Source organism: Bordetella genomosp. 2, from assembly GCF_002261345.1.
In the GTDB taxonomy this organism is placed as follows: domain Bacteria; phylum Pseudomonadota; class Gammaproteobacteria; order Burkholderiales; family Burkholderiaceae_B; genus Bordetella_A.
The window spans coordinates 205,287-224,797 of record NZ_NEVT01000009.1 but is presented as its reverse complement, the minus strand read 5'-3'; the positions used below and the strand labels follow the sequence as shown (position 1 = coordinate 224,797).

The window sequence follows — 19,511 nt, the reverse complement described above, 5'->3', positions numbered from 1 at the left end:
CCCCATGCGCCTGGTCTTTGCCGGAACGCCGGAATTCGCGCGCGTCGCGCTGGACGCGCTGCTGGCCGCCGGCCACGATATCCCCCTGGTGCTGACCCAGCCCGACCGGCCCGCCGGCCGCGGCCTGAAACTCACGCCCAGCCCCGTCAAGCAGGCCGCCCTGGCCGCCGGCATCGCCGTGGCCCAGCCGCGCAGCCTGCGGCTCGACGGCCGCTACCCGGACGAGGCCGCGCAGGCCCGCGACCAACTGCGGCAAGCCGTGCCCGACGTGATGGTGGTGGCCGCCTACGGCCTGATCCTGCCGGCCTGGACCCTGGCGCTGCCGCCGCGCGGCTGCCTGAACATCCACGCCAGCCTGCTGCCGCGCTGGCGCGGCGCGGCGCCGATCCAGCGGGCCATCGAAGCGGGCGACGCCCGCACCGGCGTGACTATCATGCAGATGGACGAGGGCCTGGATACCGGCGACATGCTGCTGGAACGCGAAGTGCCCATCGGCCCGGACGACACCGCCGCCCAGTTGCACGACGCGCTGGCCGCCGCTGGCGGCGAGGCCATTGTCGCCGCCTTGCAGGCGCTGCAGGCCGGCGGCCTGGCGCCGCGCCCGCAGCCCGCTGACGGCGTGACCTATGCCGCCAAGCTGGACAAGGCCGAGGCGGCGCTCGATTGCTCACAGCCCGCCGCGCTGCTGGCCCGCCGCGTGCGCGCCTTCAATCCGGTGCCCGGCGCCACCGTGCGCCTGCCCGGCCTGGCCGACCCGGTCAAGGTGTGGCGCGCCCAGGCGCTTGACCAGGCCGTCGCCGAGCCGGCGGGTACCGTATTGCGCGCTGCGGCCGATGGCATCGACCTGGCTACCGGGGAAGGGGTGCTGCGCCTGCTCGAATTGCAAAAGGCCGGTGGGAAGCGGCAGCCCGTGGATGTCTTCGTGCGGGGATGGCAGCCGGCCGGTTGATCGCGGCGCGGCCGGGAGATGTTTGCGTTCTTCCGGCGCCGGGACGCGGGGCTGGGCGCGGCGGGGCTTCACGGGGCCGGCCGGGCGCCCAGCGCGCCCGGCACCGCGTCGTCAACCTCGTCGCTGCGTTCCTTCGGTTTCCCTCGCTCGGCCCCGAGGCGCCCCGCCGCGCCCAGCCCCGCGCCCCGGCTCGCGACAACTCGAATCGACACATCGCCGGGGCGGTCGGGGTTCTGATGCTTCGTCGGCGACAGGGAGCGAAGGGAAGAAAGTCTTGCCGGGCCGGTCATTCAAGCCGCCCTGCGCGGCTTGAATGACCCTTCGCATGGCAGCCGTCGTGAGAGTGGGCCATCTTTAAGTTGAAGTGCCTGGCTCAAGGTGACCCAGCCAGGCGTTTGCCATGCAATGACACCCGCCGCATGCCCAGCCTGAATGCGCCGGACAGGCGCGCAGGGCGCCTGTCCGGCGCGGCTCCGCAAAATGTTCCCCCCTTCCCTTGCGCGCCCACGAAGTGCAAGAACCTGATCAGCCCGGCCCCCCACAACGACGCCTATAGAACCCAATCCCCCGCCCCGGAACATCACCGCCGGCACGCATGCAATCAATACAACCGCAGGCAATCAATACAACGTATCTCGCACTCTCCCCGGCAGCGCCCGGTCATAGGCTTCGCCGTCGATGGTGCCGGCGCTGATGTCGGCCAGGATCCGCCCCGTGCTGGGCAGCCGCGACCGTTCGATCTGCGTGGCCGGGTCCCACAGCGCCGAGCGCACGATGGCGCGCGAGCACTGGAAGAACACGGTCTCCACGTGCACCACCAGCACCGAGCGGGGCGGCTTGTCCTGCATGGCGAAGCGCGCCAGCAGGGCCGGGTCGGTGCTGATGCTGGCGCGGCCGTTGACGCGCAGCGTCTCGCCCACGCCCGGCACCAGGAACAGCAGCGCCACGCGCGGATCCGCCAGGATATTGCGCAGCGTATCGATGCGGTTGTTGCCGCGCCGGTCCGGAATGAGCAGGGTCTTGTCATCGGCCACGGTCACGAAGCCGGCCGGGTCGCCGCGCGGCGAGGCGTCCAGGCCGTCCGGCCCGCTGGTGGCCAGCACCGCGAACGGCGCGGCCTCGATGAAGGCGCGGTAGTGCGGGTGCACATGGTCCACTTCCTTCATGATCGAGGCCTCGCTGGGCTGGCCGTACAGGGCCAGCAAGGCGTCGAGGTCGGCAATGCGATGGGAGTCGTCGATATCCATGGTCCAGGCTCTAGTCAGTGCGTGTCAGGACGGCCGGCAGGTCGGCCACGTGCATGATGATCTCGTCGGGGCCATGGCCGCGCAGCGCGTCCACGTGGTTATAGCCCCAGGCCACGGCAGCCACGCGCACGCCGGCCTTGCGCGCCGCGTCGATGTCGCGCATTTCGTCGCCCACCAGGATGCAGCGCTGCGGCGCCACCCGGTGGCGCGCCAGCAGCCGCTTCAGCTTGGCGGCCTTGCCGAACATGTCGATGCCGCATTCGTAATCGTCGAACAGCTGGCTGGTCTGCGGGCCCAGCGCGCGGCGCACGTTGTCGGGCGAGTTCGAGCTGACCACCGCCAGCCGCAGCCCGGCCTCGCGCACGCGCCCCAGCGCCGGCGCGATGCCGTCGAACAGCTGCAGGCCGGGCGCGCCGTCGCGCATGAGCTGGCGCACGTGCGCCATGATGGCCGGCATTTTCCATGCCGGGATGCCCAGGTACTTGAGGATCTCGTGGGCGTTGCGGTGGCGCAGTTGCGCCCGCTCGGCGGCATCCACCTTGCGAAAGCCATAGCGGTCCGCCACCCCGTCCAGCACCGACTCGAACCAGGGCATGGTGTCGGCCAGCGTGCCGTCGAAATCGAATGCCGCCAGGTCGTATTTCAAGCCGTGCCGTCCGCCGGGTAGGCCGTGCGCTCGACCCGGCGGATCCAGTGCATGACCGGCGCCAGCGCCTCGATGGGCGGGGCGCTGTTGACCACGCGCTGCGAGTCCGTCCAGGGGTAGGGCAGCGTGGTCAACCAGGCGAACACCGCCGGCGCGGTGTCGGCCGGCAGGCTCAGCATGGTCTCGATGGTGATCTCCAGGCGCGTGGCCAGGTGCGGCGCCTGCTGGAACGCCCAGTCATAAGTGCCGCAGCCCACCCGCACCTGGCGGGTGCTCTTCTCGGTCATGCCCACGAACCAGTCGCAGGTGTACTCGGACAGGACCGCGTCGTCGCCCGGATGGGCGAGATAGAAGGTGAAGACGTTTTCGTAGGTCTGGCCGAAGGTGCGGACCAGCGCCTCGGTGATCGCGTCCAGGCCGCGCGCTTCGGGCGGGAAGGCGATGGCCTGGGTGCGCAGCGTCATCTTGAGGACGGCGTCCGGCGCGAAGGCGCGCGCCATGAAGAGGGGGCGGTTTTCGTCCTTGGCGCGGAGGTAGTTCCGCATCAAGGACGACGTACTGGCTGGAATGACCGTGGCTGTGGGCATGGCGGAATACGCGATGGACAGGGGTTCAGTTCAGTGCGGTTCAGTGTTCGCCCGGATCGATCCATTTGGATACGGTGGGGGGCTGGTAGGAGGCAAAGCGGTCCAGCAGGGCGCCCGGCCGGCTTTCCACGGCCAGCATGGCGCGGTGTTCGGCGCGCATGAACGATTCCTGCACCGCGTGGTCCGGGAACCCGGCCAGTTGATCGTAATAACCGGCAATGTTGAGCAGGCCGCAGGGCTTCTCGTGCATCCCCAGCTGGGCCCAGGTCCAGGTCTCGAAGATCTCTTCCAGGGTGCCGGCGCCGCCGGGCAGGGCCACGAAGCCGTCGGCCCGCGCCGCCATCATGGTCTTGCGCTCGTGCATGGTCTGCACCACGTGCAGCTCGGTCAGGCCGCGATGCGCCAGTTCCTTGCGCATCAGCGGCTCGGGGATGACGCCGATGACGCGGCCGCCCTCGGCCAGCACGGCGTCGGCCACGATGCCCATGATGCCGACGCTCGCGCCGCCGTAGACCAGGCCGATGTCGCGTCGCACCAGCTCGCGCGCCAGTTCGCGCGCGCCGTCGGCATAGTCGGGACGGCTGCCGCCGTTGGAGCCGCAATAAACGCAGATGTTCTGTAATTTCATGGTTGGAGAGCGTACACCCGTTACAAATTACATCGTCCGCCATAGCGGCGATCAGTAAGTAGTTTACGCAAGTTGCAGATCCTGTCCGGCGCGCTTCAAGCAATGTTTGGACACAGCGTGGGCACGGCACGGCCGATACACTGGGTTGTCGGCGTCCCATGGGCGCCACCATCGTCTTGCCCTCATCAGAACAAGGAGCCAGCGATATGCAACAAACTACCCAAGCCCAATCGTCATCCCGCAGCGGCGGCGCGTTCGAAGTGGACGTGGCCGGCATCCGCGCCAAGGCCCGCCAGGACATCGAGTCCGGCGCCGTCACCGAAGGCTACCGCGCCGACCGCGAAGCGGTGCTCAAGCTGCTGAACGAGGCCCTGGCCACGGAAGTGGTCTGTGTGCTGCGCTACAAGCGCCACTATTTCATGGCGCGCGGCCTCAACGCCGAGCCGGTGGCCGCCGAGTTCGCCGAGCACGCGGCCGAGGAGCTCAGCCACGCCGACCGCATCGCCGAGCGTATCGTGCAGCTGGGCGGCGAGCCCAACCTGTCGCCGGTCGGCCTGCTGGAGCGCAGTCATTCGGAATACGTCGAGGCCAGCAACCTGCAGGACATGATCAAGGAAAACCTGATCGCCGAGCGCATCGCCATCGACAGTTACCGGCAGATGGTCGACTACGTGGGCGACAAGGACCCCACCACGCGCCGCCTGCTGGAGGAAATCCTGGCGGTCGAGGAGGAGCACGCCGACGATTTGTCGGATTTCCTGGACAAGAACTGATGTCGCTGGTGCCAGGCACCCCGCGGGGGCCTGACACCAAAGCAAGGCCGCGCAATTTCAGGTGCCAGGCTCCCGCAGGGTGGCTGGCGCCGCGCCGCCGGACCGTCAGGCCGCGTCGCCGTACAGGTCGTACTCGTCCGCCCCGGTGACGCGCACGCGCACCAGGTCGCCCGGCCGCAGGGTGCGCGCGCTGCTGACGTAGACGTTGCCGTCGATTTCCGGCGCATCGGCGCTGGAGCGCCCGACCGCGCCGTCGGCGTCGACGCTGTCGATCAGCACGTCGATGTCGCGGCCCACGCGCGTCTGCAGGCGCGCGGCCGAAATGGCCTGCTGGTGCGCCATGAAGCGGTCCCAGCGTTCCTGCTTGACCTCGTCGGGCACGGCGTCCGGCAGGGCATTGGCGGGCGCCCCGTCCACCGGCGAATACTGGAAACAGCCGACGCGGTCGAGTTGCGCCTCGCTCATCCAGTCCAGCAGGTACTGGAAGTCTTCCTCGGTTTCGCCGGGAAAGCCGACGATGAAGGTGGAGCGCAGGGTCAGGTCGGGGCATTCTTCGCGCCAGCGCTTGATGCGCGCCAGCGTCTTGTCCTCGAAGGCCGGCCGCTTCATGGCCTTCAGGATGCGCGGGCTGGCGTGCTGGAACGGGATGTCCAGGTACGGCAGCACCTTGCCCTGCGCCATCAGCGGAATCACCTCGTCCACGTGCGGGTAGGGGTATACATAGTGCAGGCGCGTCCAGACGCCGAGTTCGGACAAGGCCGTACAGAGCTCGGTCATGCGCGTCCTGACCGGCCGGCCGTTCCAGAAGCCGCTGCGGTACTTGATGTCCACGCCGTAGGCGCTGGTGTCCTGCGAAATGACCAGCAGCTCCTTGACGCCGGCCTTCACCAGGCGCTCGGCCTCGTTCAGGACCTCGCCCACCGGCCGGCTGACCAGGTCGCCGCGCATGGACGGGATGATGCAGAAGCTGCAGCGGTGGTTGCAGCCTTCGGAAATCTTCAGGTAGGCGTAGTGGCGCGGCGTGAGCTTGATGCCCTGCGGCGGCACCAGGTCGACATACGGGTTGTGGTCCGCCTTCGGCGGCGCGGCCTGGTGCACCGCGCGCACCACTTCTTCATATTGCTGCGGGCCGGTCACTGCCAGCACGCTGGGATGGACCTCGCGGATGACCGATTCCTCGACGCCCATGCAGCCGGTGACGATCACCTTGCCGTTCTCGGCGATGGCTTCGCCGATGGCCTCCAGCGATTCGGCCTTGGCGCTGTCGATGAAGCCGCAGGTGTTGACCACGACCACGTCGGCGTCATCGTATTCGGGCGTGACCTGGTAGCCCTCGGTGCGCAGTTGGGTCAGGATGCGTTCGGAATCGACCAGGGCTTTCGGGCAGCCCAGGCTGACGAAGCCGACTTTGGGGGAAGACATGGAATACCTCGGGGAGCGCGCGGCGCGCGCAGGCGGTCGAAAATTGCGCAATTTTAGCCCACGGGACGGGGCAAACAGGCGATTCTAGCCGCTTCGCGGCGCCGGGCGCGCGCCGCTCACGCGCCGCCGCGCCGGTACAGCGCCAGCGTGGCCGCCATGGCGATCAGCGCGCCGCCGCACAGGCGGTTGAGCCAGCGCAGCCCGCCGTGTTTCAGCGCCCGCATCAGGCGGGCGCCCAGCAGCGCATAGGCCAGCATGGCGGCCAGGTTGAGCACGGCCAGCACCGCCGCCAGCGCCAGGTATTGGGGCAGCAGCGGCGCGGCCGGGTCGATGAACTGCGGCAGGAAGGCCGACATGAACAGCAGCGCCTTGGGGTTGGTGATGGCGACCAGGAAGCTGCGCAGGAACAGCTGCCGCGCGCCGGGCGCGTCGGGGGGCTCGGCCGCCAGCACGGCCGGCGCGTCGGTGCGCAGCAGGCGCCAGCCCAGGTAGGCCAGGTAGGCCGCGCCGGCCCATTTGAGCGCCTGGAAGGCGACTTCCGAGGCCGCCAGCAGCACTCCCAGCCCCGAGGCCACGATGGCGACCAGGATCATGTCGGCCAGCACGGCTCCCGCCATGCCCCAGGCGGCGGCGCGCACGCCATGGCGCGAGCCGTTGCTCATGGCGAGCAGCACGGTCGGGCCCGGCGTGGCGATGGTGATGCCGGAGGCCAGGGCGAACAGCAGCAGGGTGGCGAGAGTCATGGCGGCGGCGGAGCGTGAAGAAGGCCAAGTGTGGACCGCCAGGCCGGATCCGTCCAGCCAGCGGCTACCATAGCGGGGTTGCTTCTCGTGTGTCGTCCATGTCTGCGCGTTCCGATTCCCCTGATCCGCCATCGCCGGGCCCGGCCCTGGCAGCCGTCTTGCTGGCCACCGCCGGCGCCGTCCGCGCCGTGCGCGACGGCCGCTCGCTGACCGACGCACTGGCCGGCGTGCCCCCGCGCTTGCGGCCGGCCGTGCAGGCGGTGTCGTTCCATGCCATGCGCTACCTGGGCTGGGCCGACGCCATCGCGGCCAGCCTGGTGCAGCGTTCGCCCGGCGCCATGTTCGACGCCCTGCTGCGGGTGGCGCTGAGCCTCCTGAAGGCGCCGGCGGCCGACGCGCCCGCGCCGGCCGACCCGGTTCCCGGCATGCCCGTCTACGCGCCGCACACCGTAGTGAACCAGGCCGTCACGGCCGCCGCCGGCCAGCGCGGCCTGTCGGCCTACAAGGGCCTGCTCAATGCCAGCCTGCGCCGCTTCCTGCGCGAGCGCGCCGCCCTCGAGGCGGCCGTGGCCGATCGTCCGGAGGCGCGCTGGCATCACCCCGGCTGGTGGGTGCGGGAACTGGAACAGGCCTACCCGGCGCGGTGGCGCGACATCGTGGCCGCGGCCAACCTGCCGGCGCCCCTGACCCTGCGGGTGAACCGGCGCCGCGCCGGCCGCGACCAGGTGCGCGACGCCCTGCGCGCGGCCGGCATCGACGCCACGCCCACCGGCCCCGCCGGGCTGGTGCTGGCGCAGGCCCGGCCGGTCACGCAACTGCCCGGCTTCGCCGAAGGCTGGTGGTCGGTGCAGGACGCCGGCGCGCAACTGGCCGCGCCGCTGCTCGGCGTGCGCGACGGCGAACGCGTGCTCGACGCGTGCGCGGCGCCCGGCGGCAAGACGGCGCACCTGCTGGAACTGGCCGACATCGACCTGCTGGCGCTGGACGCCGACGCCGGCCGGCTGCAGCGCGTAGAGCAGAACCTCGACCGGCTGGGGCTGCGCTCGGAGCGTGTCGCGCTGGCCGCCGCCGATGCCGCCGACCCGGACGCCTGGTGGGACGGCCGGCCTTTCGACGCGGTGCTGGCCGACGTGCCCTGCACCGCATCGGGCATCGTGCGCCGTCATCCCGATATCCGCTGGCTGCGGCGCGCGCCGGACGTGGCCCGCACCGCCGCGCTGCAGGCGCGCATCGTCGATGCGCTGTGGCGCACGGTCGCGCCGGGCGGCCGCCTGCTATATGTGACGTGTTCGATTTTTCCCGCCGAGGGCGCCGACCAGGCCGCCGGCTTCCTGCGGCGTCATCCGGATGCCCGGCGCCTGGACGCCCCCGGCCAGCTGCTGCCTGTTGCCATCGACGCAACACCGCAGGACCAGCACGACGGATTTTTCTATGCGCTGTTTGCCAAGCAGTCCTGAATCGCCAAGAATACCCGGATGATGTCGTTGGGTGCCGAATGTCGATGATCTCTCGCCTATGTTGCGCGCTATTGCTGGTATTTGCCCTGTTCCCGCTCGGGCCGGGCGGGCTGGCGCACGCCGACGAGGCGCGCGTCACGCGCATCGAGCCGGGCATCCGCAACGGCAGCCTCGAGATCAGCGCCGACATCGATTTCCCGCTCAACGACCAGCTGCGCGATGCCGCCGAACGCGGCCTGCCGCTGTACTTCACCGCCGACATCACCATCACCCGCGCCCGCTGGTGGTGGTTCGACGAAACCGTGGTCGACACCAGCATGACCTGGCGCGTGGTCTACAACGCCCTGACCCGCCAGTGGCGCGCCGGCACCGGCGAACTCTCGCTGCCGGTGTCGTCGCTGGACGAGGCCATGGACATGGTGCGCCACATCCGCAACTGGCCGCTGGTCGGCGCGGACGAGCTCGACTACGGCGTGTCCTATAGCGGCCAGCTGCGCCTGCGGCTCGATACCTCGCAACTGGCGCGGCCGTTCCAGGTCAACGCGCTCAACAGCAGTTCATGGTCGCTGGCCACTCCCTGGACCGATTTCTCGTTCTCGCTGGCCGAGCCCCGGGATCCATCATGAGACTCCTGCTACGCCTGGCCCTGATCATCGGGGCGGTCAGCGGGCTGGCGCTGCTGGGCCTGCTGGCCTGGTCCACCGGCAATGCCTCGCGCTTCGCCCGCTATTACGACACCCTGCTGATCCTCAACGGCGTCTTCGCGCTGGCCCTGTTCGTCTGGGTGGTGGCATTGACCACCCGGCTGGTGCGGCAGATCCGCCGCCGCCAGTTCGGCGCCCGCATGACGGCCCGCTTCGCGCTGGCGTTCGCCCTCATCGGGGTGGTGCCGGGAGCGCTGATCTACACCGTGTCGGTGCAGTTCATGTCGCGCTCGATCGAGTCCTGGTTCAACGTGCGGGTCGACAGCGCGCTCGAATCGGGCCTGAATCTCGGCCGCGCCGCGCTCGACTCGCTGCTGGCCGACATGGACGCCAAGGCGCGCGCCATGGCCTCCGAGCTCAACAACGCCGCCGACCGCGACATCCCCCTGGCGCTCACGCGGCTGCGCGAGTCCAGCGGCGTCCAGGAGGTCATGGTATTCACGGGCAGCGGCCGGCTGGTGGCGTTCTCCACCGACCAGTACGGCCAGTTGCTGCCCGAGATGCCGCCGCCCGCCGTGCTCAACCAGCTGCGCCTGGGCCGGGGCTACTCGGCCGCCGAAGCCGAAGAGGCCGGCCCGCAGGGCGGCAAGGACCGCCTGCTGCTGCGCGTGGTCATCCCGCTGGGCGCGCCGGCGCGCTTCGACAGCCTGCTGTCCTCGCCGTCCGAGCCGCGCTGGCTGCAACTGGTGCAGCCGGTGCCCGAGCAGATCGCCGACAACGCCAACCAGGTACAGCAGGGCTTCCGCGACTACCAGGAACTGGCCCTGTCGCGCCTGGGCCTGCGCAAGCTGTACGGCATCACCCTGACGCTGGCGCTGCTGCTGGCGGTGTTCGCCGCCATCGCCGTGGCCCTGTCGCTGTCCAAGCGGCTGGTGCGGCCCCTGCTGCGCCTGGCGGCCGGGACGCAGGCGGTGGGGGTGGGCGACTACCGGCCGCTGCCCGAACCGCCCGAGCGCGACGAGGTCGGGCAGTTGACGCGCTCGTTCAACGCCATGACGCGCCAGCTCGACGAAGCCCGCCACATGGTGGAAAGCAACCGCCGCCAGCTGGAGCGTTCCAACGTATACCTGGAAAGCGTGCTGTCGAACCTGTCGTCCGGCGTGCTGGTGTTCGACGAAGGGTTCCGCGTCACCATGGTGAACCAGGGGGCGCAATCCATTCTGCAGGCCGACCTGCGCTCGGTCATCGGGCGGCCGCTGGAAACCGTCGACGGCTTGCTGGAATTCACCCAGATCGTGCGCCAGGCCTTCGCTCAGCACGCCGCGGTGGGGTCCGAGCGCCTGCACTGGCAGCAGCAGTTCGAGATCGCCCTGGCCGGCTCCGGCGACGAGCCGCCGCAGCCGCTGACCCTGCTGGCGCGCGGCACCCACCTGCGTGTCGACGGGCGCGGCAACGGCTACCTGGTGGTGTTCGACGATATCTCCGAAGTCATCTCGGCCAACCGCACGGTGGCCTGGGGCGAGGTGGCGCGCCGGCTGGCGCACGAGATCAAGAACCCGCTCACGCCCATCCAGCTGTCGGCCGAGCGCCTGGCCATGAAGCTCGCCGACCGCCTGGCGCCGGCCGACCGGCAGATGCTCGAGCGCGCCACCAACACCATCGTCAACCAGGTGGGGTCGCTCAAGCAGATGGTCGACGACTTCCGCGAATACGCCCGGACCCCGCCGGCCGTGATGCAGTCGATCGACTTCAACGCCCTGGTGGCCGACGTCCTGGCCCTGTACGGCTGGGAGCCGGGCGAAGGCGGCGGCGCGGGCCGCGCCGGCGCGCCGGCGCTGAATCTCGACGTCGAGCTCGAGCCCGGCCTGCCCTGGATCGAGGGCGATCCCACCCAGCTGCGGCAGGTCATCCACAACCTGCTGTCGAACGCCCGCGACGCGATCGCGGAGCAGGGCGGCCAGGGGCGCGTGCGCGTCACCACGCAGCTGATGCGCGGGCCCGAAGACGAAGCGGCCGCGCAGCCCGCGCTGCGCTTCACCGTCGCCGACACCGGCCAGGGCTTCTCGCAGAAGGTCATGCAGCGGGCCTTCGAGCCCTACGTGACCACCAAGGCCCATGGGACTGGGTTAGGATTGGCAATTGTGCGCAAAATCATCGAAGAACATGGCGGCAGGATCGATCTTGCCAATCGCAAGGAAGGTGGGGCGCGGGTCTCGATACTGCTGACCCGCCTGGCGCCGAAAGCCGGCGCTATGGACGCGACTGCGCAAGAAAAGGATAATGCGGCTACGCAATAGGTGGATGGTTTATGGCCAGAATTCTGGTGGTTGACGACGAAGTCGGCATTCGCGAACTCCTGTCCGAGATTCTTTACGATGAAGGACACACGGTCGAGCTGGCCGAAAATGCCGCGCAGGCACGCGCCGCGCGCCTGCGCACGCGCCCCGACCTGGTGCTGCTGGACATCTGGATGCCGGACACCGACGGCGTCAGCCTGCTCAAGGAATGGGGCTCGCAAGGGCTGCTCGACATGCCGGTCATCATGATGAGCGGCCACGCCACCATCGATACCGCCGTCGAGGCCACGCGCATCGGCGCCATGGACTTCCTCGAGAAACCCATCACCCTGCAGCGCCTGCTCAAGACCATCGCCGCTGGCCTGGCGCGCGGGCGGGCCCCGCATCCGCTGCCCGCCGCCGCGCCGCTGGCCGCGGCGCCGGTCGTGGCGCTCGAAGACGAGCTCGACGCGCCCGTGGCCATGCCCGCCGCGCCCATGGCCGAGGCCGCCCCGCTGGCCAGCGGCCGGCTCGGCTCCATCGCCCTCGACCAGCCCCTGCGCGAGGCGCGCGACGAATTCGAACGCATCTATTTCGAATACCACCTGGCGCGCGAGAACCACAGCATGACCCGCGTATCCGAGCGCACCGGGCTGGAACGCACCCACCTGTACCGCAAGCTCAAGCAGCTGGGCATCGAATCCGCGCGCAAGCGAGGCACATGAAGATCCTCATCATGGGGGCCGGTCGTGTCGGCACCAGCCTGGCCGAAAACCTGGTGTCCGAGCAGAACGACATTACCGTCATCGACACGAACGTCGACCACCTGCGCTACCTGCAAGACCGCTTCGACCTGCGCGTGGTGCATGGCGACGGCACCCAGGTGGCCGTGCTGGAATCGGCCGGGGCGGCCGACGCCGACCTGTTCATCGCCTGTTCGGCCTCCGACGCGGCCAACATGGTGGGCTGCAAGATCGCGCGGCAGCTGTTCAATGTGCCGCGGCGCATCGCCCGCATCCGCATGCCCGATTTCGCCGAGCATCCCGAGCTCATGGGCGAGGAGGGCTTCTGCATCGACGCCCTGATCAGCCCCGAGCGCAGCGTCACCACCTACCTGCACAGCCTGATCGAGTTCCCCGAGGCCCTGCAGGTGGTCGAATTCGCCGACGGGCGCATCAGCGTGCTCACGGTGCGCGTGGGCCACGGCAGCCCCATGGCCCACCACCCGGTGGCGCAGCTGCGCGAAGTGTGGCCCGACGTGTCGGCGCGCGTGGTCGACGTGGTGCGCGACGGCCGGCCCCTGCAGGCCGACCGCGGCACCGTCATCGCGCCGGGCGACGAAGTGGTGCTGGTGGTCGACACCCGCCATGCGCGCCGCGCCGTGCGCCAGCTGCGCGAGGCCGAGAAGTCCGTGCGCCGCGTCATGATCGCCGGCGGCGGCAACATCGGCCTGCGCCTGGCCCGCCAGCTGGCCGACGAAGGCTACAGCGTGCGCATCATCGAGCGCGACCCCAAGCGCTGCGAGTACCTGGTCGCCGAACTGCCCAGCAATGTGCTGGTCCTGAACGGCAACGGCACCGACGAAGAGCTGCTCGAGCGCGAGAACATCGAGGACATGGACACCTGGCTGGCCCTGACCAGCGACGACGAGGACAACATCATGTCGTCGCTGCTGGCCAAGCGGCTGGGCGCCCGCAAGGTGATCGCGCTGATCAACCGGCAGGCCTACGGCGAACTGATGCAGGGCAGCCACATCGACATCGCCGTGTCGCCGTCGCAGGCCACCCTGAGCGAACTGCTGCGCCACGTGCGCCGCGGCGACATCGCCGCCGTGCATCGCCTGCGGCAGGGCGTGGCCGAGGCCATCGAGGCCGTCGCGCACGGCGACCGCAGCAATTCCAAGGTGGTGGGCCGCGCGGTCGGCGACATCCGCCTGCCCAGGGGCGCCAGCATCGGCGCGCTGGCGCGCGGCGACGAGATCATCATGCCGGACGACGACACCGTCATCCAGACCGACGACCACGTCATCGTGTTCGTGCCGTCGCGCCAGATGATGCCGCGCGTGGAAAAGCTGTTCCAGGTGTCGGCGTCTTTCTTCTGACCGCGGACGGACCATCCATGCGCCATACGGCCACGCACGTTGAGCGGATCGCATGAAGCGCTTGCTGGCGACCTTCTACGTGGCCGGCCTGACCATGGTCGTGTTCTCGCTCACCATGCTGCTGCCGCTGCTGATGGCCTACATCGGCGACGACGGCGGCTTTACCGCGTTCCTCGACGGCTTCCTGCTGGCCTTCGGCGGCGGGGCGGCGGTCTGGGCGGTGACGCGCCGCTGCCGCAGCGAGCTGCACGCGCGCGACGGCTTCCTGCTGGTGTCGGTGGTATGGGCCGCGCTGCCGCTGCTGGCGGCCATTCCGCTGCTGATCTATTTCGACCGCGCCGGCCTGCCGCTGTCGTTCACCGACGCGTATTTCGAGGCCATGTCCGGCCTGACCACCACCGGCGCCACCGTGCTGACCGGCCTGGACAAGCTGCCGCCGTCCATCAACCTGTGGCGCGTCACGCTGGTGTGGATCGGCGGCCTGGGCATCCTGGTGCTGGCGGTGGCCATCATGCCGCTGCTGGGCGTGGGCGGGCACCAGGTGGTGCGCGCCGAGACCCCCGGCCCCATGAAAGACGAGCGCCTGACGCCGCGCATCGCCAGCACCGCCAAGGCCTTGTACGGCGTCTATTTCGGCATGTCGCTGCTGTGCCTGGTCGCTTACCGCGGCGTCGGGCTGTCGTGGTTCGACGCCTGGTGCCATACCGCCACCACCATGGGCCTGGGTGGGTTTTCCAATCGCGACGATGGCTTCGCGCATTTCGACTCGGTGCCGGTCGAACTGGTCGCCATGGTCTTCATGACGCTGGCCGGCATCAACTTCGCCACCCATTTCAGCGCGCTGCGCCAGGGACGCATCCGCGCCTACCTGGTCTGCCCGCAGACCATTCCCTACCTGGTCATCATGCTGGGCGCCGGGGCGGTGATCTCGGCGTACCTGTATTTCCGCGGCATCTACGACGAGCCGCTGGAGGCCCTGCGCTACGGCATGTTCAATACCATCTCGGTGGCCACCACCACCGGCTTCGCCAATGTGGACTACGCCGCCTGGCCGCTGATCGCGCCGCTCACCATGCTGCTGCTGTCGGGCTTCGTGACCTCGGCCGGCTCGACCGGCGGCGGCATCAAGATGATCCGCGCCGTGCTGCTGGTCAAGCAGGCCCGCAACGAGCTGGTCACCATGCTGCATCCGCAGGCGGTCAGCCCCATCCGCGTGGGCGGGCGGCTGGTGAACCCGCGCGTCATGGCCTCGGTGCTGGCCTTCATGGTGGCCTACGGCCTGTCGATCGGGGTGCTCACCAGCCTGCTGCTGGTGTCGGGCCTGGAGCCCGTCACGGCCTTCTCGGCGGTCATCGCCAGCATCAACAATACCGGCCCGGGCCTGGGACCCGTGGGCCCGATGGGCAATTTCTCGGTACTGACCGACTTCCAGACCTGGGTCTGCACCTTCGCGATGCTGATCGGCCGGCTCGAATTATTGACCGTAATGGTGTTGTTCACGCCGATGTTCTGGCGAAAATAGCCTGTAAAGGCCACTTCATGGTGGTGGTGTAATATTCAGTGTACTAACAATATAAGGCTACGTTTTCCATGCCGGAACGAGACAACCAGGCAAGCAAAAAGGCGCGCGGCGCTTCCCGGCCTTCCGAAAGCACGGTCTTCGACCCGGCCAAGCAGGTGCTCTGGTCGCGCCCCGGCTACCTGGTGCGCCGGCTCAACCAGATCCACTACGCGCTGTTCTACGAAGAGTGCAAGACCCAGAACGTCACCCCGGTGCAGTACGGGGTGCTGACCGCGCTGTCGCTCAGCCCCTGGCTGGACCAGACCGCCATCGGCATGGAGCTCGGCCTGGACCGCACCACCACGGCGGACGTGATCAAGCGCCTGCAGGAGCGCGGCCTGGTCGAGCGCCGCGTCAATCCCAACGACAAGCGGTCGCGGCAGGCGGTGATCACCCAGGAAGGCCTGCGCATCATGGGCCTGCTGCAGGGCGGCATGGCGCGCGCCCAGCAGCGCCTGCTCGAGCCGCTGACGCCGCGCAACCGCGAGATCTTCATGAAGCTGCTGTCGACGCTGGTCGAGGCCAATAACCAGTACAGCCGGACGGCCCTCAAGACCTTCTGAGGCCGTCCCGCGTCTTTTCCCGCCGGCGGTTTTCGTCCAGGCCCCTTCCCTGGACCCGGGGAGAGGGGCGGGATAACCCTGTGCACGATCCCCAAAAATCCCTTTTATTTGTCAGTATGCTGAGTATAAAATCAGTATACTGAAATAAATCGAGGCCGCTGCCGGCGTGGCGGCGGCACGATGGTGGCGGCGGCAACCGTCGCATATATTCAGTATGCTGATTAACTGACCGGATGGCCACGGCAACGACGGCCGCATCCCCAGGGGAGTAGAGGAATGACGAGAGTGCGCAAGATTGCCTTCGAGGAGCACTACACGGCGGTCGGATTCGGGGACTATTCACGGGCCTTCGTCCAGCACCTGGACCCGGCCACCGCGGCCGAGCTGGGCGCCCGGCTGACGGATTTCGGCCAGGACCGGCTGGACCTGATGGACCGCGCCGGGATCGACTATGTCATCTTGTCGCAGACCGGCCCCGGCGTGCAGGGCGAGCGCGACCCCGCCATCGCCCTCAAGCGGGCGCGCGAGAACAACGATTTCCTGGCCGGGCAGGTCGCGCAGCGCCCCGATCGCTACGGCGCGTTTGCCACGCTGCCCATGCATGACCCGGCCACCGCCGCCGCCGAACTGGAGCGCGCCGTCACCGAGCTGGGCTTCAAGGGCGCGCTGGTCAACGGCCACACCAACGGCGTGTACTACGACGACCCTGCCTACGACGTATTCTGGCAACGCCTGCAGGACCTCGACGTGCCCCTGTACCTGCATCCGTTCTACGCGTATGTCGAGCCGCACGCCTACCGCGGGCACCCGGAACTGGCCGGCGCCACCTGGGGCTGGGGGGTCGAGACCGCCACCCACACGCTGCGCCTGATCTTCGGCGGCGTGTTCGACCGCTATCCCGGGGTGAAGCTCATCCTGGGGCACATGGGCGAGGGCCTGCCGTTCCAGCGCTGGCGGTTCGACAGCCGCTTCGCCGCCTATCCCTACGGCGTCAAGCTGCAGCGCAAGCCATCCGAGTACATCGGCGCCAACGTCCTGATCACCACTTCCGGCGTGTGTTCGCACGCCACGCTGGTGGGCGCCATTGCCGAGATGGGCGCCGAAGCGGTGATGTTCTCCATCGATTATCCGTACGAGTCCACCGAGCTGGCGGTGGAATTCATCGAGACCGCGCCGCTGGACGAAGCCACCCGCGAGCTGGTCTGTCGCGGCAACGCCCAGCGCCTGTTCAAACTCTGACCATCCGACGCCCACGGAGGACGACATGCAGAAGACCTACCGCATCGGCCAGATCGTGCCGAGTTCCAACACCACGATGGAAACCGAGATTCCGGCCATGCTGATGGCGCGCCAGCAGATCCGGCCGGAGCGCTTCACTTTTCATTCCAGCCGCATGCGCATGAAGAAGGTGGTCAAGGAGGAACTGGCCGCCATGGACGCCGAATCCGACCGCTGCGCGGTGGAGCTGAGCGACGCGCGGGTCGACGTGCTGGGCTATGCCTGCCTGGTGGCCATCATGGCGATGGGGCACGGTTACCACCGGGTCTCGGAACAGCGGCTGCAGGCGCATACCGCCGCCAACGGCGCCGACGCGCCGGTGATCACCAGCGCCGGCGCGCTGGTCAACGGGCTGCAAGTCATCGGCGCGCGGCGCATCGCCGTGGTGGCGCCCTATATGAAGCCGCTGACCGAGCTGGTGGTGGACTACATCCGCAACGAAGGCTACGAGGTGGCCGACTACCGCGCGCTGGAGATCCCCGACAACCTGGAGGTGGGGCGGCACGATCCGGCGCGCCTGCCCGGGATCGTGGCGCAGATGGACACGCGCGGGGTCGATGCGATCGTGTTGTCGGCCTGCGTGCAGATGCCGTCGCTGCCGGCCATCGCCAAGGTCGAGGCGCTGACCGGCAAGCCGGTGGTCACCGCCGCGGTGGCCACGACCTACGCCATGCTCAAGGCGCTGGACCTGGAGCCGGTGGTGCCCGGCGCCGGCGCGCTGCTGTCGGGCGCGTACTGAGCGGGCGCGGACAAGGGGAGCAACCATGAGCACCTATCTCTATGGCGCCCACGTGCGCGCCAACGGCATCCGCCAGCACTACCTGCGCTACGGCGGCGCGCGCGAGGGCGCGGACCCGGTGATCATCGTGCCGGGCATCACCAGCCCGGCGGTGACCTGGGGGTTCGTCGGCGAGCGCTTCGGCGCCGTGTTCGATACCTACGTTCTGGATGTGCGCGGCCGCGGCTTGTCGGAGGCTTCGGACAGCCTGGACTACAGCCTGGACGCGCAGGCCGCCGATGTCGTCGCCTTCGCCCAGGCGCTGGGCCTGGCGCGCTACAGCCTGGTGGGACATTCGATGGGCGCGCGCATCGGCATTCGCGCCGCGCGCGCCCAGCCGCCGGGCCTGGCGCGGCTGGTCATGGTGGACCCGCCCGTCTCGGGCCCCGGCCGCCGGCCGTACCCCGCCAAACTGCCGTGGTACGTGGGCTCCATGGCCGAAGCGCGCGCCGGCATGAGCGCCGAGGACATGCGGGTCTATTGCCCGACCTGGACCGAAGAGCAGCTGCGGCTGCGCGCCCAGTGGCTGCATACCTGCGACGAGCGGGCCATTCTGGCGAGCTTCGACGGCTTCCAGCGCGACGATATTCATGCCGACCTGCCCGCGCTGCGCGTGCCCGGCCTGCTGGTGACGGCCGAGCGCGGCGACGTGGTGCGCGACGAGGACGTGCGCGAGATCCAGCAGCTGGCGCCCGGCGTGGCCCATGTGCGGGTGGCCGGCGCCGGCCACATGATCCCCTGGGACAACGAGGCGGGTTTCTACGCCGCCTTCGGCGACTTCCTCGGCGCCCCGCTTTGACAAGGAGCCCATCATGCCCGTGAGCGATCATGAAATGATCAGCGCCTGGAAGCAGGTGCTGACATTGTCCAACTTGCAGGCCGGCCAGACGGTCACCATCCTGACCAGCGCCGCCACCCACCCGCAGAACCTGTCCACGGCCCTGATCGCCGCCCAGTCGATGGGCGCGGTGGTCAACCGGCTGGACCTGCCGCCGGTCAATGGCGCAAAGGCGCTGAGCCGCGATTCGCTGGCCTACCTGGGCACCACCCCGCTGACCGGCAATCGGGCGGCCATCGCCGCGCTGAAGGAAAGCGACCTGGTGCTGGACCTGATGACGCTGCTGTTCTCGCCCGAGCAGCACGAGATCCTGCAGACCGGCACCAAGATCCTGCTGGCGGTCGAGCCGCCCGAGGTGCTGGCCCGGCTGGTGCCCACCGAGGCGGATCGCGCGCGCGTCAAGCGCGCCGCCGCGCGTCTGTCGCAGGCGCGCGAGATGACCGTGGTGTCGGCGGCCGGCACCGACCTGCGCTGCCCGCTGGGCGAGTTCCCGGCCATCAGCGAGTACGGTTTCGTCGATGAGCCGGGCCGCTGGGACCACTGGCCCAGCGGCTTCGTGCTGACCTGGCCGAACGAGGGCGGCGCCAACGGCACCATCGTGCTGGACCGCGGCGACATCCTGCTGCCGCAGAAGTGCTATGTGGCCGAGCCGGTGCGCCTGACCGTGGAAAACGGCTATGCCACCCGCATCGAGGGCGGCGTGGATGCCGAGCTGCTGCGCGAGTACGTGGCCTCGTTCAAGGACCCGGAGGCCTATGCCATATCGCATATCGGCTGGGGCCTGCAGCCGCGCGCCCACTGGACCACGCTGGGCCTGTACGACCGCGAGGCCACCATCGGCATGGATGCGCGCGCCTACGAGGGCAACTTCCTGTTCTCGCTGGGCCCCAACAACGAGGCGGGCGGCTCGCGCACCACCACCTGCCACATCGACATTCCGCTGCGCCGCTGCACGGTGAGGCTGGACGGCGTGGACGTGGTGGCCAACGGCAAGGTCCTGGACGGAGAAGCGGCATGAGC

19 protein-coding genes are annotated in these 19,511 nt (G+C 69.3%); 13 read left to right on the top strand and 6 right to left on the bottom strand.

Translation table 11 applies throughout. The features are described 5' to 3' along the window. Nucleotides 1-4 precede the first annotated feature (4 nt). Nucleotides 5-949, top strand: coding sequence for a methionyl-tRNA formyltransferase (gene fmt, locus CAL24_RS22490; RefSeq protein WP_094807980.1), 945 nt, complete (start codon nucleotides 5-7; stop codon nucleotides 947-949). Nucleotides 950-1,569: 620 nt separating this feature from the next. On the opposite strand, the gene CAL24_RS22485 is transcribed toward fmt, so the two are convergent. From CAL24_RS22485 to CAL24_RS22470, 4 genes are read right to left on the bottom strand one after another with little or no spacing between them, the layout of a single operon-like run. After that, nucleotides 1,570-2,196, bottom strand: a complete 627-nt coding sequence (locus CAL24_RS22485; RefSeq protein ID WP_028354367.1) for a pyridoxamine 5'-phosphate oxidase family protein — start codon at nucleotides 2,194-2,196, stop codon at nucleotides 1,570-1,572. 10 nt (nucleotides 2,197-2,206) lie between these two features. Next, nucleotides 2,207-2,842, bottom strand: coding sequence for an HAD hydrolase-like protein (locus CAL24_RS22480; RefSeq protein WP_094807979.1), 636 nt, complete (start codon nucleotides 2,840-2,842; stop codon nucleotides 2,207-2,209). Next, nucleotides 2,839-3,429, bottom strand: coding sequence for a hypothetical protein (locus CAL24_RS22475; RefSeq protein WP_094807978.1), 591 nt, complete (start codon nucleotides 3,427-3,429; stop codon nucleotides 2,839-2,841). Before CAL24_RS22475 ends, CAL24_RS22480 begins: the two co-directional genes overlap by 4 nt. A gap of 40 nt (nucleotides 3,430-3,469) precedes the next feature. Continuing rightward, nucleotides 3,470-4,057, bottom strand: coding sequence for a TIGR00730 family Rossman fold protein (locus CAL24_RS22470; protein WP_094807977.1), 588 nt, complete (start codon nucleotides 4,055-4,057; stop codon nucleotides 3,470-3,472). 206 nt (nucleotides 4,058-4,263) lie between these two features. Here CAL24_RS22470 and CAL24_RS22465 point away from each other — a divergent pair, with 206 nt between their 5' ends. Further along, on the top strand, nucleotides 4,264-4,830 hold the full coding sequence (locus CAL24_RS22465; RefSeq protein WP_094807976.1) for a ferritin-like domain-containing protein: 567 nt from the start codon (nucleotides 4,264-4,266) through the stop codon (nucleotides 4,828-4,830). 105 nt (nucleotides 4,831-4,935) lie between these two features. Here CAL24_RS22465 and rimO read toward each other — a convergent pair whose 3' ends face one another. Both rimO and CAL24_RS22455 read right to left on the bottom strand, forming a co-directional pair. Beyond that, nucleotides 4,936-6,252 carry a 30S ribosomal protein S12 methylthiotransferase RimO gene (gene rimO / locus CAL24_RS22460; RefSeq protein WP_028354362.1) on the bottom strand — a complete coding sequence of 439 codons (1,317 nt, stop codon included), beginning with the start codon at nucleotides 6,250-6,252 and terminating at the stop codon, nucleotides 4,936-4,938. Nucleotides 6,253-6,368: 116 nt separating this feature from the next. Then, entirely contained in the window at nucleotides 6,369-6,995 is a 627-nt protein-coding gene (locus CAL24_RS22455) for a LysE family translocator (RefSeq protein ID WP_028354361.1), read from the bottom strand. 98 nt (nucleotides 6,996-7,093) lie between these two features. On the opposite strand from CAL24_RS22455, the gene rsmB reads away from it, so the two are divergent. The 11 genes from rsmB (at nucleotide 7,094) to CAL24_RS22400 (ending at nucleotide 19,509) form a co-directional block, all read left to right on the top strand. After that, nucleotides 7,094-8,452, top strand: coding sequence for a 16S rRNA (cytosine(967)-C(5))-methyltransferase RsmB (gene rsmB / locus CAL24_RS22450; RefSeq protein ID WP_028354360.1), 1,359 nt, complete (start codon nucleotides 7,094-7,096; stop codon nucleotides 8,450-8,452). Nucleotides 8,453-8,490: 38 nt separating this feature from the next. Beyond that, nucleotides 8,491-9,078 carry a DUF4390 domain-containing protein gene (locus CAL24_RS22445; RefSeq protein ID WP_028354359.1) on the top strand — a complete coding sequence of 196 codons (588 nt, stop codon included), beginning with the start codon at nucleotides 8,491-8,493 and terminating at the stop codon, nucleotides 9,076-9,078. Further along, entirely contained in the window at nucleotides 9,075-11,393 is a 2,319-nt protein-coding gene (locus tag CAL24_RS22440) for a sensor histidine kinase (protein WP_028354358.1), read from the top strand. Before CAL24_RS22445 ends, CAL24_RS22440 begins: the two co-directional genes overlap by 4 nt. An 11-nt stretch (nucleotides 11,394-11,404) precedes the next feature. Continuing rightward, on the top strand, nucleotides 11,405-12,097 hold the full coding sequence (locus tag CAL24_RS22435; protein WP_028354357.1) for a response regulator: 693 nt from the start codon (nucleotides 11,405-11,407) through the stop codon (nucleotides 12,095-12,097). Continuing rightward, nucleotides 12,094-13,473, top strand: a complete 1,380-nt coding sequence (trkA, locus tag CAL24_RS22430) for a Trk system potassium transporter TrkA (protein ID WP_028354356.1) — start codon at nucleotides 12,094-12,096, stop codon at nucleotides 13,471-13,473. The genes CAL24_RS22435 and trkA overlap by 4 nt, the downstream gene beginning before the upstream one ends. Before the next feature lie 52 nt (nucleotides 13,474-13,525). Beyond that, complete coding sequence (locus CAL24_RS22425) at nucleotides 13,526-14,995, top strand: TrkH family potassium uptake protein (protein ID WP_094807975.1); 1,470 nt, start codon at nucleotides 13,526-13,528, stop codon at nucleotides 14,993-14,995. Nucleotides 14,996-15,063: 68 nt separating this feature from the next. After that, nucleotides 15,064-15,597: a MarR family winged helix-turn-helix transcriptional regulator gene (locus CAL24_RS22420; protein ID WP_028354354.1), complete on the top strand. Its 534-nt coding sequence runs from the start codon at nucleotides 15,064-15,066 to the stop codon at nucleotides 15,595-15,597. Between the two features lie 276 nt (nucleotides 15,598-15,873). After that, nucleotides 15,874-16,836: an amidohydrolase family protein gene (locus CAL24_RS22415; RefSeq protein WP_094807974.1), complete on the top strand. Its 963-nt coding sequence runs from the start codon at nucleotides 15,874-15,876 to the stop codon at nucleotides 16,834-16,836. A 25-nt stretch (nucleotides 16,837-16,861) separates the two neighbouring features. Next, nucleotides 16,862-17,614 (top strand): maleate cis-trans isomerase family protein, encoded by a 753-nt coding sequence (locus tag CAL24_RS22410; protein WP_028354352.1) that lies wholly within the window; start codon nucleotides 16,862-16,864, stop codon nucleotides 17,612-17,614. A 25-nt stretch (nucleotides 17,615-17,639) separates the two neighbouring features. After that, complete coding sequence (locus CAL24_RS22405; protein WP_094807973.1) at nucleotides 17,640-18,452, top strand: alpha/beta fold hydrolase; 813 nt, start codon at nucleotides 17,640-17,642, stop codon at nucleotides 18,450-18,452. A 13-nt stretch (nucleotides 18,453-18,465) separates the two neighbouring features. Next, on the top strand, nucleotides 18,466-19,509 hold the full coding sequence (locus CAL24_RS22400; protein ID WP_094807972.1) for a 2,5-dihydroxypyridine 5,6-dioxygenase: 1,044 nt from the start codon (nucleotides 18,466-18,468) through the stop codon (nucleotides 19,507-19,509). Nucleotides 19,510-19,511: the final 2 nt, after the last annotated feature.

What these genes read in the sequence shown, in the direction of transcription:
- fmt (WP_094807980.1), top strand. Translation starts at nt 5, where the DNA reads ATGCGCCTGGTCTTTGCCGGAACGCCGGAATTCGCGCGCGTCGCGCTG.
- CAL24_RS22415 (WP_094807974.1), top strand. Translation starts at nt 15,874, where the DNA reads ATGACGAGAGTGCGCAAGATTGCCTTCGAGGAGCACTACACGGCGGTC.
- CAL24_RS22400 (WP_094807972.1), top strand. Translation starts at nt 18,466, where the DNA reads ATGCCCGTGAGCGATCATGAAATGATCAGCGCCTGGAAGCAGGTGCTG.
- CAL24_RS22435 (WP_028354357.1), top strand. Translation starts at nt 11,405, where the DNA reads ATGGCCAGAATTCTGGTGGTTGACGACGAAGTCGGCATTCGCGAACTC.
- rsmB (WP_028354360.1), top strand. Translation starts at nt 7,094, where the DNA reads ATGTCTGCGCGTTCCGATTCCCCTGATCCGCCATCGCCGGGCCCGGCC.
- trkA (WP_028354356.1), top strand. Translation starts at nt 12,094, where the DNA reads ATGAAGATCCTCATCATGGGGGCCGGTCGTGTCGGCACCAGCCTGGCC.
- CAL24_RS22455 (WP_028354361.1), bottom strand. Translation starts at nt 6,995, where the DNA reads ATGACTCTCGCCACCCTGCTGCTGTTCGCCCTGGCCTCCGGCATCACC.
- CAL24_RS22425 (WP_094807975.1), top strand. Translation starts at nt 13,526, where the DNA reads ATGAAGCGCTTGCTGGCGACCTTCTACGTGGCCGGCCTGACCATGGTC.
- CAL24_RS22470 (WP_094807977.1), bottom strand. Translation starts at nt 4,057, where the DNA reads ATGAAATTACAGAACATCTGCGTTTATTGCGGCTCCAACGGCGGCAGC.
- CAL24_RS22445 (WP_028354359.1), top strand. Translation starts at nt 8,491, where the DNA reads ATGTCGATGATCTCTCGCCTATGTTGCGCGCTATTGCTGGTATTTGCC.
- CAL24_RS22485 (WP_028354367.1), bottom strand. Translation starts at nt 2,196, where the DNA reads ATGGATATCGACGACTCCCATCGCATTGCCGACCTCGACGCCTTGCTG.
- rimO (WP_028354362.1), bottom strand. Translation starts at nt 6,252, where the DNA reads ATGTCTTCCCCCAAAGTCGGCTTCGTCAGCCTGGGCTGCCCGAAAGCC.
- CAL24_RS22475 (WP_094807978.1), bottom strand. Translation starts at nt 3,429, where the DNA reads ATGCCCACAGCCACGGTCATTCCAGCCAGTACGTCGTCCTTGATGCGG.
- CAL24_RS22420 (WP_028354354.1), top strand. Translation starts at nt 15,064, where the DNA reads ATGCCGGAACGAGACAACCAGGCAAGCAAAAAGGCGCGCGGCGCTTCC.
- CAL24_RS22410 (WP_028354352.1), top strand. Translation starts at nt 16,862, where the DNA reads ATGCAGAAGACCTACCGCATCGGCCAGATCGTGCCGAGTTCCAACACC.
- CAL24_RS22440 (WP_028354358.1), top strand. Translation starts at nt 9,075, where the DNA reads ATGAGACTCCTGCTACGCCTGGCCCTGATCATCGGGGCGGTCAGCGGG.
- CAL24_RS22465 (WP_094807976.1), top strand. Translation starts at nt 4,264, where the DNA reads ATGCAACAAACTACCCAAGCCCAATCGTCATCCCGCAGCGGCGGCGCG.
- CAL24_RS22405 (WP_094807973.1), top strand. Translation starts at nt 17,640, where the DNA reads ATGAGCACCTATCTCTATGGCGCCCACGTGCGCGCCAACGGCATCCGC.